Here is a 15,074-nt window from a genome sequence, read left to right on the forward strand (position 1 = left end):
CCGTGAACCGTGCATTCGCGCTCTGCTGCGCCGTCGTCGGGGCGGCGCTGACCGCCTGCTCCACCGCGGCCGCCCCCGGCACCGTGTTGGCTGCCACCATGACCTCGCCCGTGGACATCCGGTTGACCTGGACCGGAGCCGATCCGGCCGCTGCCGGGCGGATCCTGGAGTTCGCCACCGCCGCCGACGGTCCGTGGACGACGCTCCAGTTCATGCCCCTGGGGCAGTCCGACTACGTCCATCCGTCCCTGATGCCCCAGACCTCCTTCTACTACCGCCTCCGCCCCTACTACGGTCCCGCGTCGAACTCCGTCGCCGTCGCCGTCCCCGGTGGCTCCGCCGGCAACGACACCAAGGACTGGCCCGCCCCTGCCACCCTCCCCGGCGGCCCTTCCGTCACCCACTCCATCCACTCCGCCGATCCGGCCGCCGCCCCCACCGACCTGAAGGCGAAAGTCCTTCAGTCCAACGGCATCCAGCTCACCTGGACCGACAACGCCAGCGACGAGGAGGGCTACCTCGTCGAGGACAAACCCGCCGGCGCCCCCGACTACTCCGTCGTCGCCGTCGTAGACAAGAACATCAACTCCTTCGCGCTGATCACCCTGCCGGACGAGAAGCAGGCGTCCTACCGGGTCCGGGCGTACTACTACGGCCCGTCCTCGAATGTGGTGATGCGCAAGACGGGTGGTGACTGACCAAGATCGAGGGACCGATCCTGACGTTCAACGAGAGGATGGGGCCCTTCATGACATCAGGCAAAAGCCGGGGCCGTCTCCAGCAGGTCCAAAAAGGCCTGCTGGTGCACGGTGAGGTCGTCGGCGGAGTAGAGGGCGGGGTTGGCGTCGAAGTCGATGCGGGGGCCGGCGCCGGCCTGTCCGCCGTGGACGGTGATGGTGAGGTCCTCGACGGGACCGGAGGACAGGGTGGTGGCGACGGCGGGGTGGCCGTTGAAGGAGAGCTCGTAGCTGATGGGGTTGATGTCGACGACGGGCCCGAACAGGCGTGGCACGTGGAGTTCCTGGCGCAGGAGGTCGGAGCGGTAGCGCTCGTGCGGCTGGCAGACCTTGACCTCCTCGGCGACGTCGCCGGCGAGTTCGGCCAGGGAGGCGCCGGGTGGGGTGAGGACCCGCAGGGGCATGGTGTTGGAGGTCGAGCACGGCACGTTGAGGGCGGCGGTGCGGCGGCGGCACATGCGGGGCAGGCCCAGGACGACCTCGGAGGTGCCGGTGACGTGCCGCAGATACGCGGCGACGGCGGCGATGACGACGGCGGACCAGCTGGTGTGACATCGGCCGGCGACCTCGACCCAGTCCTCGAGGGCGGTGCGGGGCAGGGAGACGGTGCGGCGAAGTGCGCCGGCGGACGGGGGAGCGGTGCCCTCGGCGAGGCTGACGGGCACGGGCGCGTCGGCGAAGCGGTCGAGCCAGAAGCGGCGGTCGCTCCGCCAGCCGGCCGACAGGGCGTAGGCGGCGTCCTCGTCGACCACGGGTCGTAAGGGGTCGAACGGTTCGCCGGCCACGCCGTTGTACAGCTCGGAAACCCTGCGGTCCAACAGAAACAGCCCGTAGCGGTCCAGTGCGATTCGGTGGCTGCGGTGGTACCAGAAGAACCGGTCCGGGCCCAGGACGAGCAGGGCCTGTCGGAACAGGGGCCCGTCGAAGAGGTTCACGGCGTTGGCGAGGTCGGCCCGCATCCACGCGAAGGCGGCCGCGACGGGGTCGGCGTCGGCGGAGAGGTAGACGGTCTCCAGGCGCCACGGCCGCACGGAGACGACGTCCTGGCACGGATGCGAGCCGACCACGGCGAACCGCATGTGCAGGGCCTCGGCCTCGGCCACGGCCTGTCGGGTGGCGGCCGCGAACCGGTCGGGGTCCACCGGCCCGGCGATGTCGACGTACTCGGCGACGTTGTGCGCGGCGCCGCCGGAATCCGCCTGGTGCGCCGAGAAGATCCCGTCCTGCGCGGCGGACAGGGGCCACCGTGACGTCGAGAACGCGGTCATGATTATCCCCCTGAGGTGACGGTGGCCAACGCCGCGCGGGCCCGTTCCCGGCCGTGCGCGACGACGGTCCTGGCTACGTCCGGGTCGAACCGGGCGAAGCCGGACACCTCGAACTCATCGGTGGGCTCGACCAGCACCAGCCGGGGCCCGCTGCCCGGCCGAAGCTCGCCGACCTCCCTGGTGTGCTCGTAATCCCGCAGCACGGCGAACCGGGCCACGTTCTCGAAGGCCAGCCCGAGCGCGTCGCCGAGCGAGGCGGGCGTGCCGGCCTGCCGCCCGCACGAGGAGGTCACGACCACGACGGTGTCCGGCTGGTAGGCCAGGGCCGGCTGCAACGGCGTGTTGGCGACCATGCCGGCGTCCACGTAGCGGCGGCCGTCGATCTCCACCGGCGGGAACAGGATCGGCGCGGCGGCCCCGGCCATCAGGTGGTCGACGGTCAGCGGCACCTCGGTGAAACCGGAGCCGGCCGGCGCGGAGTTGGTGAAGTGCACGACCTCGCCGCTGCACTCCTCCACGGCGGCGACCACGACCTGAACGTCAGGCGTGATCCGCAGCCGTTCCCCGCCGAGCACGGTGGTCAAGGTCCGCCGGGCCGGGGCGGTGTCCAGAAGCCACGTCCAGCCGACGGAGTCCAGCGCGTACCCCATCAAGTCGCTGGTGGGCAGCCGCACCAGGCCGGCCGGCCGCAGCAGCCGCCACAGGTCCAGTCGCGGCTTGTACACGTCGTGCCCCTGCACGGAGATCCACAGCTCCACCAGCTGCGCCGGCGACACGCCGGCGGCCAGCAGCCCGGCGTTCAGCCCGCCGGCGGAGGTGCCGGACAGCACGGTCGGCCGCAGCCCCTCGTCGGCCAGGCCCTGGGCCACGCCTGCGCCGAAGTACGCCGCGCAGGCCCCGCCGCCGGACAGCACCAGGGCGATGCTCACGACGTCAGCCTCGGGCGGTAGACCTGCCACAGCGAGCCCAGGAAGAACGTGCCGAACCGCTCCAGCGCGGACCGCCCACTGGCCCGGATGGTGGTCAACTCCCGCAGGAAGGCCATCCGCCCCAGCCGCAGCTCGCCGGCCCCGAGCACGACGCCGTCCGACAACACCTTCGTGTGCAGGGTGGTGGTGTCCGGCCAGATCGCCGTCGGCGCCCCGGCCCGCAGCTCCTTGTGCCCGCTCAACACCAGCTCACGGCCGCCGCCGTCGGTGAACGGCAGCCGGTAGCGCATCCGGCGACGGCCACCGCCCTCCCCGGTCACCATCAGCTCGACCCGCCCGGTGGACACCAGCAGCCGTCCGCCCAGCGCCGGGCAGTCGACGAAGCCCCGGGCGCGAGCCTCGTGCCGCGGGTCGGCCAGGAAGGCGTCCATGTCCTCGATCGCCACGGTCACGCGGATCCGCAGCGAAGTTTGCCCCTCTCGTTCACCGAGGGTGACCTGGCCGGCCATCTCCTCGGTGAACGAGAGGGCGGCTGCACCGGTCCGACCCCCGCTGAGACGGGCCGGTGCCGCCGGTGTGGCCTGCGTCGTTCCCCCTGAACGACGCCGACCACCACGCGTAGCAGACCTCCCCGACATGCCACGCGTGAGCAACAGATGATCGCAGAGACGGTCGGCCATCGCCGCAATCGTCAGCGACGGGTTCGCGCCGACCGGTCCGGGCATCGCGGCCCCGTCGGCGACGTACAGCCCCGGGTGCCCGAACACCTCCCCATAAGAGTCGCAGACTCCCTCGCCCGGGTGGCGGCCGATCGGCGCGCCGCCGAGCGGATGGGCAACCGCCAACCGTTTGCGGAACCACAGCGGGTTGTCCAGGTACTCCCCGCCCAGCGCGCCGGTGATGGCCCGCATCGTGTCCCGAACCCGGTCGATGTAGTCCCGGCTGGTCGCGGTCGTCCAGGACACGTCCAGCTCGCCGTCGCGCAGCCGCATCACGCCGTCGGGCACGTCCCGGCCCATGCCCAGCAGCGGCAGCGAGCAGTTGGACAGCGAGCCGCTGCCGATCAGCTGGCCGATGCCGTGCTCAAGGTGGTCCGGGCCGGCCCAGCGCAGCGCCGCCCGCAGCCGGTTCATGCTGAAGCCGGCCAGCCGGGACAGGTCCCCGCGCACGTCCATGTTCTGCACCAGCCAGTCCAGGATCACCGGGTAGCCGGAGTCCTGGATGTAGAAGCCACGACCGATGCCGCCGCCCTCGTCCAGCTCGTCGGGCACGCGGATGGTGCTGGTGATCACCGGGCCGCGGCTGGCGTGCATCGGGCGCGGCCGGCCGTCACGGCGGGCGTGCAGCGCGAACGACAGCATGTCGCCGTTGCCGCTGAACCGGGTGCCCAGGGCCGCGCTCAGCCCGGGCAGGTGGGCCCGGTTGCCCAGCAGCAGCCGGGTGGTGCCGAACGAGCCGGCGGCCAGCACCAGGCGCTCGCAGTCGATGCGCTTGGACACCGAGCTGCCGTCCATGGCGTGCAGCAGGTAGCGGACCTGGTAGCCGGGGCCGCCGGGGCGGATGGCCTGCACCTCGCACATGGTGCGCAGGTCGGCGCCGGCCGCCTTGGCCGCGGACAGGTAGGTGTGGTCGAGGCTGTTCTTGGCGCCGTCGTTGCAGCCGAAGTCGCACTCGCCGCACAGCCGGCAGGTCCGCCGGGGCTGCCCGTGCAGGTTGCCGTAGGACGGCTCGATGATCGGCAGCGCGATGCCCGGCTGGGCGCCCGGCTTGGGCGCGAAGGCCACGGCCAGCGGCGGCAGCTGGTAGTCCAGCCCCAGCGCGGCCGCGGCCTCCTGGAACGCCTCGGTCTTGGGCACGCCGGCGAACTGCGGGTCGTCGAACGGGTAGCGGCTCGGCGTGAGCATCGCCTCGACGGTGTCGTAGTGCGGGTCCAGGTCCTCGCGGGTGACCGGCCACGTCTCGTACCCGCCGCCGGGCAGCTCCGAATCCTGGACGAACCAGCGCTCGTCCTTGCGCAGCAACACGTTCGCGTAGATCAGCGACCCGCCGCCGAGCCCGGCCGAGACCACCGAGTCGAAGCCGCGGAACTCCAGCACGTCGAACAGCCCGTAGTCGGCCTGCTCGGGGTTCCAGAAGTTGTGCCGCATCTCCTCGGGCGTGCGGGCGAAGCTGTTGGGCGGCCAGGCCCGGCCGCGCTCCAGCACGACCACCGACAGCCCGGCGTCGGCCAGCCGGTGCGCGGCGACCGAGCCGCCGAAGCCGGAGCCCACGACCACCACGTCGGCGGTCTCCACCACAGATCCCCGCGGGCCGCCCATCAGCCGGCCGCCCGCTTCAGGAAGTCCACGATGTGGGGGAACACCTCGAGGTCGACGTGCCGGCCGATGAACGGGTCCAGGTGCCCGTAGCCGGGCAGCGCTCGCAGCTCGTGCCGGCCGGGCGCGGCCTCCTCCAGCCGGCGGTGGAACACCTGCTGGGAGTCGATGAACACCCGGTTGTGGGTGCCGGTGAGCAGCAGCAGCGGGGTGGTCACGGAGCCGAGGTCGGCGGTGTAGTCCTCGCCGGTGTCGTAGGCCACGGCGTGCCCGGCGAAGATCATCTTGCGCACGTGCCGGTCGTAGTTGACCCCGCTGGCCTGGCAGATGTCGCCGATCCGCTGGTGGGTGACCGGCAGCAGGTTGCGGTGCTCGTACATGGCCGGCCAGCCGCTGCCCCACATCGCGCTGAGCATGTGGCAGGCCGGCACCGCGCACTCCGGGTGCAGCACCGACATCAGCTTGGACACCGCCCAGCCGGTGGTGAACGCCGGCCCGCTGGACCACTGCGGGTCCAGGTAGGGCTGGTTCAGCCCGTACTCGATGACGTCCGGGCCGGCGACCAGGCGCACGGTCGACCACAGCGGCACTCGCGGCGTGAGGCCGACGCTGTTGCACACCATGCTCGCGATGTCCCCGATCGACCCGCCGAACAGGCTCATCAGGAAGGACACGGAGCCGAGGCAGTGCGCGACCACGTGGATCCGCCGCCCCCCGACGTGGCGGCGGAGCTCGGTGAGGGCCGCGGGGTAGTCGTGCCGGGCGAGGTCGTCGAGGGTGAAGCGGTGCGCCGACTTGTTGTACGGCAGCCGGTTGCTCATCCGGGAGTCCAGCGCCCAGACCTCGCCGAACCCGTTGTCCAGCAGGTGGGTGACCAGGTTGCGGTGCTCCGGCATGACGAACATGTCCATCGACGAGGTCAGGCCGTGCACCAGCAGCACCACGTCGTCGGTGGTCTCCCGGCGGAAGCGGGTCAGGTTCAGGCCAAGGCCGTCAGTCGTCGTCACCGGGTGAACGCTCACGTCCGCGTCGCGCACCCCGTTGAGGGTGTACAGCGGAATCTCTCGGTTCATCGCGCCCCCCAGCGACTAGGTGGATGGTCGACCGTCACCCTGACGGACCAGCATCCGATTTTCCATCGTGGTAAACCACGACATTCGGTGTTCGACGGCCGTGAGCTGGGGCTGAACGAGGTACGCCCTGGTGTCGGCCCATGTCCGCAGCGTGACCGATTTTGACGGAGGTCGGTCAGTTACCGAGGTCGGTCAGCTCTGGTCGAGATACGGCCCGAGCACCCGGCCCAGGCCGCCGCGGGCCGGCACCCCGGTCTTGCTGAAGATGCGGGTCAGGTGGGTCTCCACGGTCCGCAGGCTCAGCGACAGCCGCTCGGCGATCTGGGCGTTGGTCCGGCCGTCCACGACCAGCCGCGCCACCTCGAACTCCCGTTGCGACAGCCCGAACGGCAGCTCCTGCCGGCGGCCGGCCCGCGGCACCGGCACCCGCTGGCCGAGCCGGCGCTGGGCCTCGGCGGCCTGGGCGTGCAGCCCTCGTGCCCCGGCCGTGGCGAACAGCTCCGCCGCCGTGGCCAGCTGCTTGAGGCCGGCGGCCCGGTCGCCGGAGGTGGCCAGGCTCTGCCCGGCCCGCAGCCGCGCCCGGCCCTCTTCCAGCCGGTAGTCCAGGCCGGCCAGCGTCTCGGCCGACTGGAGGGCCAGTTTGGCCGAGGCCGCCGGGTCGGCCACGCTCAGCGCGTGGGCCCGGATCAGGTCGGCGACCGCCACGTTGACCTCGTGGTCGGGGTGCCGGATCGCGTCGGCCCGGTCGACCAGCGGCAGCGCGGCGCTCGGATTGCCGGCGATGGCCTCGGCGTGGGCCATCGCCTCCAGGCAGATCAGCAGCAGTGTCTCGTCGCGCACGCCCTCGGACTCGAACTCCTCGCACGCGGCCAGCACCGCGGGCCGGCCGGCCTCCAGGTCGCGGGAGTAGATCAGCACCAGGCTGCGGGCACAGCCGGACAGCACCGACCAGTACACCTTGCTCGGCTGCTGGTTGTTCCGCGCGCTCTCACTGGCCGCCTTCAGCGCCGCCGGGTACTCGCCCGACCAGGCCAGCACCAGCGACTGCGCGGTCAGCGCCATCGTCTGCGCCTCGGGGGCGCCGACCAGCCGCGCGATGTCGCACGCCTCCTCAGCGATCGGCTGGGCCTCGGCCAGCCGGCCCAGCCGGCCCAGTGCGAAGGCCTTGGCCGCCAGCAGGTAGGCCAGCACGAACTGCTGCCCGGTGGCCCGGGCGATCTCGATGGCCCGCTCCAGCCGGGTCAGCGCCGGCGCGTGCCGGCCGACCATCATCTCGGCCCAGCACAGCCACGCGGTGATGTCCATCCACGGCGCGATCTCCGGCACCGTCAGCTGGGACATCAGCCGGTCGACCTCGTCCAGCAGGTCCAGCGCGCCCGGGATGTCGCCGGTGATGTAGGCCGGCATCACGCCCAGCGCCGCGGTGGCGAACGCGGTCGCCGGGTCCAGGTGGTCCAGCTTGGCCATCTCGGCCAGCATCCGCGCGCACTCGGCGGCCTCGCCGGTGCCGATGTACTCCACGGCCAGCCGCAGGTACAGCGGCGCGGCCTCGACCACCAGCGGGTTGGGCAGCTTGCGCAGCTCAGCCAGCAGGACCGCCTTGGCGGCCTCCCGCGAGCCCAGCATCCGCTCCATCGTGGCGCACAGCCGGGCCGCGACGGCCCGGCGCGCCAGGTCCTCGACCGGCAGCAGCGCCAGCGCCTCGCGGGCGGTCTCCCGGCCGCCGCTGAGCTGGCCGCTGCTCAGCTGGGCGTTGGCCAGCGCCAGCAGCAGATTGCACCGCGTCGGCCGGGTCGCCTCGTTCTCCGGCAGCAGCCGCAGCGCGTTGCCCAGCCAGTGCGCGGCCGTCGCCGGCGCGCGGGACACCACCGCCTGCGCCGCCGAGGCCAGCTCGCTCACCGACACCAGGTCGCCGAACGGGGCCGAGTTCACCACGTGGTGGGCCAGCATCTGCGGCTGCGCGCCCTTGCCGCGCAGGAAGTGCGCCGCCCGGCCGTGCGCACCCATCCGCCAGCCGGCCTTGGCCGACGCGTACGCCGCGTGCCGCACCAGCGGATGCCGGAACCGGAACCGGGCGGCGTCCGGCCGCACCACGTCCCGGGCCACCAGCTCGTCCAGCGCGGTCAGCGCGTCCGACTCCGCGATCTCCCCGGCCGCGGCCACCGCCGCCGGCTCGAACTCGTCACCGACCACGGCGGCGGCCTTGGCCACCAACTGCCCGTGCGCGCTCAGGCTGGTCAGCTCCAGCAGCAGGGCGGCGCGGACCGCGTCCGGCACCTCGGCGGTCATCGACGCGAAGGCCTCGCTGGCCGTGTCCCGCGGCGCCGGCACCCGGCCGTTGTTCATCCGGGACAAGGCCTCCAGGTAGAACGGGTTGCCGCCGCTGGCCTCGTACAGCCACTGCCGGCGGGTCCGGTTCACCTCCGGCCCCAGCAGCTCCTCGGTCTCCTGCTCGGTCAGCGGCGAGACGTCCACCCGTACCCGCCGCGCCGGCTGGGCCAGCCCCAGCGCGGCCGACAGCTGCGGCGAGGCCTGGCCCGGACGGTAGGCCACCGCCACCACGATCCGGCCGCGCGGCGCGTGCCGCAGCAGGTGGTCCAGCAGCTCCACCGAGCTCTCGTCGGCCCAGTGCACGTCATCCAGCACCAGCACCAGGCCGCCGGACTCGGCCAGCAGCTCCAGCAGGCCCCGCACCGCTCGGAACAGCCGGTAGCGGTCGGGCGCCTCGGCCGGCACGTCCGCGCCGATGCCGGCGAACACCGAACCCAGCAGCCGCCGCTCGCCCTCGGACAGGCGGGTCAGCTGCCGTTCCGGCAACGTCTCCAGGTGGTCGTCCAGCGCGTCGGCGATGGCCGCCAGCGGGGCGTCCCGCTCGAACTCCGAGGCCCGGCCCAGCAGCGTCAGCATCGCCCGGCCGCGGGCCGCCGACACCGCCTCGGCCAGCAGCCGCGACTTGCCCACCCCGGGCTCCCCGACCAGCTCCAACAGCTGGAACGTGCCCTTGCCGGCGCGGTCGAGCGTCTTGTCCACCAGGCGCAGGGCATCGGCGCGGCCGACCAGCGTGGCTCGGCCAGGGTCCTCCGCTGTCCCCCGCGTGCGTTCGCGCCGGCCGGTCACGGCACCTCATCAGGGTGGGGTACGGGATTGAACATCGGCGTCAAGAGTGCCAGTCCAGGGTCGTTTCGGGCAAGAGACGAAAAGGCAGGGTTAACCGGCAATGCGAATTCCGCGGGACAATTCTGCATGTTCGCGTGATTCGTATCACCCTCGTATGGGGGAGATGGCCGAAGGGGATCAACCCCGGAGCATGGAGAACCGGACGTTTCGGACCGGATTGTCCACGTTGGTGTCGACCAGGCAGATCGACTGCCAGGTGCCCAGCGCCAGCCGGCCGGCCAGCACCGGGATCGTCGCGTACGGCGGCAGAAACGCAGGTAGAACGTGGTCGCGCCCGTGTCCTGGCGTGCCGTGACGGTGCCGCCACGTCTCGTCATGGGGCAGCACCCGGGCGAGCGCGGCCAACAGGTCGTCGTCGCTGCCGGCCCCGGTTTCCAGCACCGCCAGGCCCGCCGTCGCGTGCGGCACCCAGACATGCAGCAACCCGTCCACGGCCCCCTCATCGGCGAGAAATCGCTCGCAGTCGCCGGTCAGGTCGTACACCACCTCGGCCGATCCGGTCCTGATCGTAATTTCGACACTTCGCACGGCACGTGAACGTACTTTCTCCGCGCGTGCCGCGCGGGGCGAGGTAGCTCGTGACCGGCGCGACCTCGCACTCTCCGCGTGTCGGGAGCCGTAGCTTGGTGGAATGCGCGAAGCCTTCGGCCAGACCTTCGACATCCCCGCCGGCTATCACAACACCGCCAGCATCGGCGTGCCGCCGACGGCTGTGGCCGACGCGGTGGAGGCGGCGGTGCGCCGGTGGCGGAGCGGGGCCGACGTGTCCACGGCCTTCGACGAGCCGGTGGCCGCCGCGAGGGCCGCCTTCGCGGCGCTGGTCGGCACCGATCCGTCCCTGGTGGCCATCGGGGCCAGCGTCTCGCAGCTGGTGGGCATCGCCGCCGCGGCCGTCCCGGACGGCGCTCGCGTGCTCGTGCCGGCCGGCGACTTCACCAGCGTCCCCTTCCCGTTCGCGGCGCATGGGCAGCGTGGGGTCAAGGTCACCGAGGTGCCGCTGGAGGAGATCCCGGACGCGATGCGCGACCACGACGTGCTGGCGGCCAGTGTCGTGCAGTCCAGCGACGGTCGGCGGCTCGACCTCGACGCCGTGCGCCGCAACAGCGAGGGTGTGACCGTGCTGCTGGACGTGACCCAGGCCCTGGGCTGGCTGCCGCTGGGCGACCTGCGCTGGGCCGACTACGTGGTCGGCGCCGGCTACAAGTGGCTGATGAGTCCCCGTGGCACCGCCTGGATGGCGGTTCACCCGAACGTGGTGGACCGAGCCGTGCCGATCAACGCCAACTGGTACGCCGGCGAGCAGCCCTGGCAGACCGTCTACGGCCTGCCGCTGCGGCTGGCCGCCGACGCCCGCCGGTTCGACCTCTCGCCGGTCTGGTTCTCCCATGTCGGCGCGGCCGTCTCACTGCCCTGGCTGGCCTCGCTGGACCTGGCCGCCGTCCGCGACCACAACATCGGCCTGGCCAACCTTTTCCTGGACCGGCTCGGCCGGCCGCCGGGCGACTCGGCCATCGTCTCCGTCGACGCGGACGCCGACCGGCTGTCCGCCGCCGGCGTCCGGCACGCGGTGCGGGCCGGCCGGGTGCGGCTGTCGTTCTGCCTGAGCAACACCGAGGAGGACGTCGACCTGCTGGAGCGGATCCTGATTCGGTGACAGATCGTGATGTTGCCATCCGAATCGTGTCGGAATCGGTCACCCGTTACGGTGCTGGTGTGTCGGAGTCGTACCCCCAAGATCAGGCGACCTGGCGGGCCGCCCCCACGACGGCCGGGCCGTCTGACACCTCGCCGTTCCAGCTGCCGCCGGAGTTCTACGACCCGCCGCAGCCGAGCGGCGGGGGCTCGATGCCGCCCGAGAAGCGCAACAAGCTGCTGCTCCAGGGCCTGGGGCTGGTCGGCGTGGCGGTGCTGTCGGGCCTGATCTTCTGGGCCGTGCAGCCCTCGCACGTGGCCGGTGTGGCCTCGGCCGCCTCGGCCCAGAACAACACCGTCGCCGGCAAGTACACCTTCACCCGGGTCGCCGGGCCGGCCACCGACGCCAACTGCGCCACCCACGCCTTCGGCAAGACCCAGACGTTCCTCCAGCAGCACCCGTGCCAGCAGTTGGTCCGGTCGCTGTACTCGACGACGGTGTCCGGCGGGACCACGGCCGTGGTGTCGGTGGTGGACGTCAAGATGGGCAACGGCGCCGACGCCGAACAGCTCAGACAGCTGACCAACGGCGACCAGACCGGCAACCTGAACGACTTGGTCAAGGACGGCGGCGTGACCGCGGCGAACCTGCCGACCACCGCCCAGATCCAGGACGGCGGCTACGCGTCGACCACCAACGGCAGCGTCACCACGATCACGCTGACCGCGTTCGTCGACGGCCACCAGGACAAGCCGGCCCTCAAGGACATCAGCACCGACGCCCTCCGCCTCGCCGGCAAGTAGCGGGCCGCCAACGCAGGAGAGTGCGAGGCCGCGCCGGTGCCTGGACTGTCGCCGGATTTCGGCCGCCGCCACCCGGCGCGCCCACCGCCTCAGCCGGATGCGGCGGGCGAAATCCGGCTAAGGAAGGCACCGGTCACGAGCGGCCTCGCCCCGCGCGGAACGCGCGGCATGTCGCGGTCAACTCTGGCCGGGCAGCGGTGGCGTCGACGGGGTCTGGCCGCCGGACTGGCGCCAGGTCATCGCCCGCACGGCGGCGTCGGTCAGCGCGTCCAGGGCGGTCTTGCGGACCCCCGAATCGGACGTGTTCTCCAGCACCGACCGCCAGGCCGACACCGTGTCGGTCTCGGCCGCCACCAGCAGCGTGAACGCCGAGGACTGGTTGGTCAGCGGCTGCGGCGTGCCGTAGCCCGGTTCGGCGGACTTGGGCGTGGCGCCGGCGCTCTTCAGGGTCGTGATGGTGGCGTCGCGGCGGACGGTGTGGACCTCGGCGCCCTTGGTCAGGGCGGCGCCCGACGCGGCCGGCAGGAAGGCTCCGGCCAGGCCGTAGACCCAGATCGCGGCGTGTTCGGCAGCCAGCGCCCGCTGCAGGGCGTCGACGGTCTCGGGCGGCAGGCTCACGAGAGCAGCTCCTTCAGGCACGCGCAGCCGGCGACGACGGAGCCGACCAGCCCGGCACGATAGGTCGGCGCGGCCAGCGCCACCTGGGTGGCCTTGTCCTGGGCGGCGGCCAGCGAGGCGATCATGCCGGCCACGGCGGCCGCCTGGTTGGGATAGGTGGCCGCCTGAGGGGTACTCGGGGCGGCGGACGAGGAGGTGCTGGGCGGCGGCGTGGCCCGGTCGATCTCCTTGCGGAGCGCGACGGCCTGGGCGTCCCGGTTGGTGGCGACCAGCTGGAACTTGGCCGTCAGCGCCGGGTACTGGGCGGCCAGTCCGCGGGCCGTGGCGGCGTCCGCGGCGGCGGCGTCGGCCAGCTCGGCCAGCGGGTCCGGGGGCGGCGGGGCGGACGGCTCCGACGTGCACGCGGTGACGGCGGGCGCGGCGAGGACCGCGAGCGCGCCGAGGCGCAACAGGGCCCGGCGGCCGAGCAGAGGGGTCACGGTGAGTCATCTTGCCAGCAATCACCCGACCCACTCCGGTCCGCGTGCGTCTGGACGGCTCAGTGACGAGATACGCTTGGCGACCACGACCGGTGAGCAAGTCGCCGGTCGATGTCGTCACGTCCGCGTGGTGACAGCAGCAACACAGCGACCAGGGGAGTGAGAACGTGTCCAGCGCGCCGCGCGGGGAGATAACCGCGCAGCTCGAACCGGTCGTCCGGGAGGCCGTCTCGGCGATCGGCTTCGACCTTGAGCTGCTCGACGTGCAGCAGGCTGGACGTCGCCGTCTGGTCAAGGTGGTCGTCGACGGCGAGGAGGGCGTCGGCCTGGACGAGATCGCCGAGGCCAGCCGGGTGGTGGCCGCCGCGCTCGACGAGCACGACCACGTGCTCGCCGGCCCGTACACGCTCGAGGTGACCTCGCCCGGCACCGACCGGCCGCTGACCCAGCCCCGCCACTGGCGGCGGGCCAAGTTCCGGCTGGTCAAGGTGCGCCAGGCCGACGGCGTCGAGTTCCTCGGCCGGGTCGGCAAGGTCACCGACGAGACGGTCCAGCTGCTGGTCGACGGCCAGCTGCGGGAGGTCGCGCACGGTTCCGTCGAGCGGGCCGTGGTGGAAGTGGAGTTCCGGCAGCCGCCGGTCGAGGAGTTGGCGCTGTTGGAGCGCGGCTGTCAGGAGGAGTCCGAATGAACGTCGACATCGCCGCCCTCCGGGCGATCGAGCGGGACAAGGACATCCCCTTCGAGACCGTCATCGAGGCCATCGAGACCGCGCTGCTGACCGCCTACAAGCACACCGACGGCCACATCGCGCACGCCCGGGTGGACATCGACCGCAAGACCGGCCTGGTCCGGGTGCTGGCCCAGGACATCGGGCCGGACGGCGTGGTCAACGAGGAGTGGGACGACACCCCGGAGGGCTTCGGCCGGATCGCGGCCACCACCGCCCGCCAGGTCATCCTGCAGCGCCTGCGCGACGCCGAGCACGAGCGCACCTTCGGCGAGTTCGCGGCCAAGGAGGGCGAGATCATCGCCGGCGTGGTGCAGCGCGACGCCCGCGCCAACTCGCGCGGCATGGTCGTGGTCCAGGTGGGTGACACCGAGGGCGTGCTGCCGCCGGCCGAGCAGGTGCCCGGCGAGCGCTACGAGCACGGCGAGCGGATCAAGTGCTACGTGGTCGGCGTGTCCCGCGGCGCCCGCGGCCCGCAGATCACCCTGTCCCGGACCCACCCCAACCTGGTGCGGCGGCTGTTCGCGCTGGAGGTGCCCGAGATCGCCGACGGCACGGTGGAGATCCCGGCGGTGGCACGTGAGGCGGGTCACCGTTCCAAGATCGCGGTCCGGTCCACGGTGGCCGGCGTGAACGCCAAGGGCGCGTGCATCGGCCCGATGGGCGCCCGGGTCCGCAACGTGATGAGCGAGCTGGCCGGCGAGAAGATCGACATCATCGACTTCTCCGAGGACTCGGCCACCTTCGTCGGGAATGCCCTGTCCCCGGCCAAGGTTGTCTCGGTGCGGGTGCTCGACGAGCGAGCCAAGACCGCCCGGGTCGTGGTGCCGGACTTCCAGCTCTCCCTGGCCATCGGCAAGGAGGGCCAGAACGCCCGGCTGGCGGCTCGGCTGACCGGCTGGCGCATCGACATCCGCAGCGATGCCGAGGTGGTCGCGCCGACCGGACAGGTATCCGGTTCGGCAGAGTGAGTCCGAGGGGATAGAATCACTGGTGGTTCGTCGTCGAGAACCGGAACCCCTGATCACCGGCCCCGTCCGGACGTGCGTGGGGTGCCGCGCCAAGGCGTCGGACTCCGAGCTGCTGCGCGCGGTGGTCAGGGACGAGACCGTGGTCCCGGATCCGAGGCGCAGGCTGGCCGGTCGGGGCGCGTGGATGCATCCCGATCCGGCATGCCTGCGAGCCGCCGAGCGTCGTCGGGCGTTTCCACGGGCCCTCCGGGTCCAAGGGGCGCTCGATCTCGCTGTCCTCACCGCTCACATCGAGTCGGTGCAGCTGGGGAGCAATGCCGCGGGAACCCCCCGCGGCGAATGA

14 protein-coding genes are annotated in these 15,074 nt (G+C 72.3%); 6 read left to right on the forward strand and 8 right to left on the reverse strand.

What is annotated here, in order from left to right; translation table 11 throughout:
- Positions 1–2 precede the first annotated feature (2 nt).
- A complete protein-coding gene (locus JJ691_RS46860; protein ID WP_211765829.1) occupies positions 3–698 on the forward strand; it encodes a fibronectin type III domain-containing protein in 696 nt (231 codons plus the stop codon).
- Between the two features lie 56 nt (positions 699–754).
- Here JJ691_RS46860 and JJ691_RS46865 read toward each other — a convergent pair whose 3' ends face one another.
- The 6 genes from JJ691_RS46865 to JJ691_RS46890 all read right to left on the reverse strand — a co-directional run bounded on the left by JJ691_RS46865 (position 755) and on the right by JJ691_RS46890 (position 10,027).
- Positions 755–2,005 (reverse strand): condensation domain-containing protein, encoded by a 1,251-nt coding sequence (locus JJ691_RS46865; protein ID WP_211765830.1) that lies wholly within the window; start codon positions 2,003–2,005, stop codon positions 755–757.
- 2 nt (positions 2,006–2,007) lie between these two features.
- Positions 2,008–2,934 (reverse strand): patatin-like phospholipase family protein, encoded by a 927-nt coding sequence (locus JJ691_RS46870; RefSeq protein WP_211765831.1) that lies wholly within the window; start codon positions 2,932–2,934, stop codon positions 2,008–2,010.
- Positions 2,931–5,228 (reverse strand): GMC oxidoreductase, encoded by a 2,298-nt coding sequence (locus JJ691_RS46875; protein WP_211765832.1) that lies wholly within the window; start codon positions 5,226–5,228, stop codon positions 2,931–2,933. The genes JJ691_RS46870 and JJ691_RS46875 overlap by 4 nt, the downstream gene beginning before the upstream one ends.
- 23 nt (positions 5,229–5,251) lie before the next feature.
- Positions 5,252–6,322, reverse strand: coding sequence for an alpha/beta hydrolase (locus JJ691_RS46880; RefSeq protein ID WP_211765833.1), 1,071 nt, complete (start codon positions 6,320–6,322; stop codon positions 5,252–5,254).
- A gap of 192 nt (positions 6,323–6,514) precedes the next feature.
- The gene (locus JJ691_RS46885) at positions 6,515–9,439 is read right to left on the reverse strand and encodes a helix-turn-helix transcriptional regulator (protein WP_211765834.1); all 2,925 of its coding nucleotides are present in this window, start codon (positions 9,437–9,439) and stop codon (positions 6,515–6,517) included.
- Positions 9,440–9,616: 177 nt separating this feature from the next.
- Entirely contained in the window at positions 9,617–10,027 is a 411-nt protein-coding gene (locus tag JJ691_RS46890) for a YjbQ family protein (protein ID WP_211765835.1), read from the reverse strand.
- Between the two features lie 103 nt (positions 10,028–10,130).
- Here JJ691_RS46890 and JJ691_RS46895 point away from each other — a divergent pair, with 103 nt between their 5' ends.
- Both JJ691_RS46895 and JJ691_RS46900 read left to right on the forward strand, forming a co-directional pair.
- Positions 10,131–11,153 carry an aminotransferase class V-fold PLP-dependent enzyme gene (locus JJ691_RS46895; protein ID WP_211765836.1) on the forward strand — a complete coding sequence of 341 codons (1,023 nt, stop codon included), beginning with the start codon at positions 10,131–10,133 and terminating at the stop codon, positions 11,151–11,153.
- A 59-nt stretch (positions 11,154–11,212) separates the two neighbouring features.
- Positions 11,213–11,935 carry a hypothetical protein gene (locus JJ691_RS46900; protein ID WP_211765837.1) on the forward strand — a complete coding sequence of 241 codons (723 nt, stop codon included), beginning with the start codon at positions 11,213–11,215 and terminating at the stop codon, positions 11,933–11,935.
- Between the two features lie 177 nt (positions 11,936–12,112).
- Here JJ691_RS46900 and JJ691_RS46905 read toward each other — a convergent pair whose 3' ends face one another.
- Positions 12,113–12,553 (reverse strand): ferritin-like domain-containing protein, encoded by a 441-nt coding sequence (locus JJ691_RS46905; protein WP_211765838.1) that lies wholly within the window; start codon positions 12,551–12,553, stop codon positions 12,113–12,115.
- Positions 12,550–13,032 carry a hypothetical protein gene (locus JJ691_RS46910; RefSeq protein WP_249227475.1) on the reverse strand — a complete coding sequence of 161 codons (483 nt, stop codon included), beginning with the start codon at positions 13,030–13,032 and terminating at the stop codon, positions 12,550–12,552. The genes JJ691_RS46905 and JJ691_RS46910 overlap by 4 nt, the downstream gene beginning before the upstream one ends.
- Before the next feature lie 167 nt (positions 13,033–13,199).
- On the opposite strand from JJ691_RS46910, the gene rimP reads away from it, so the two are divergent.
- From rimP to JJ691_RS46925, 3 genes are read left to right on the forward strand one after another with little or no spacing between them, the layout of a single operon-like run.
- Positions 13,200–13,721: a ribosome maturation factor RimP gene (rimP, locus tag JJ691_RS46915; protein WP_211765839.1), complete on the forward strand. Its 522-nt coding sequence runs from the start codon at positions 13,200–13,202 to the stop codon at positions 13,719–13,721.
- Positions 13,718–14,731, forward strand: a complete 1,014-nt coding sequence (nusA, locus tag JJ691_RS46920) for a transcription termination factor NusA (protein ID WP_211765840.1) — start codon at positions 13,718–13,720, stop codon at positions 14,729–14,731. Before rimP ends, nusA begins: the two co-directional genes overlap by 4 nt.
- Entirely contained in the window at positions 14,682–15,074 is a 393-nt protein-coding gene (locus JJ691_RS46925; protein ID WP_249227476.1) for a YlxR family protein, read from the forward strand. Before nusA ends, JJ691_RS46925 begins: the two co-directional genes overlap by 50 nt.

The organism is Kutzneria sp. CA-103260 (genome assembly GCF_018263855.1).
Classification (GTDB): Bacteria; Actinomycetota; Actinomycetes; order Mycobacteriales; family Pseudonocardiaceae; genus Kutzneria.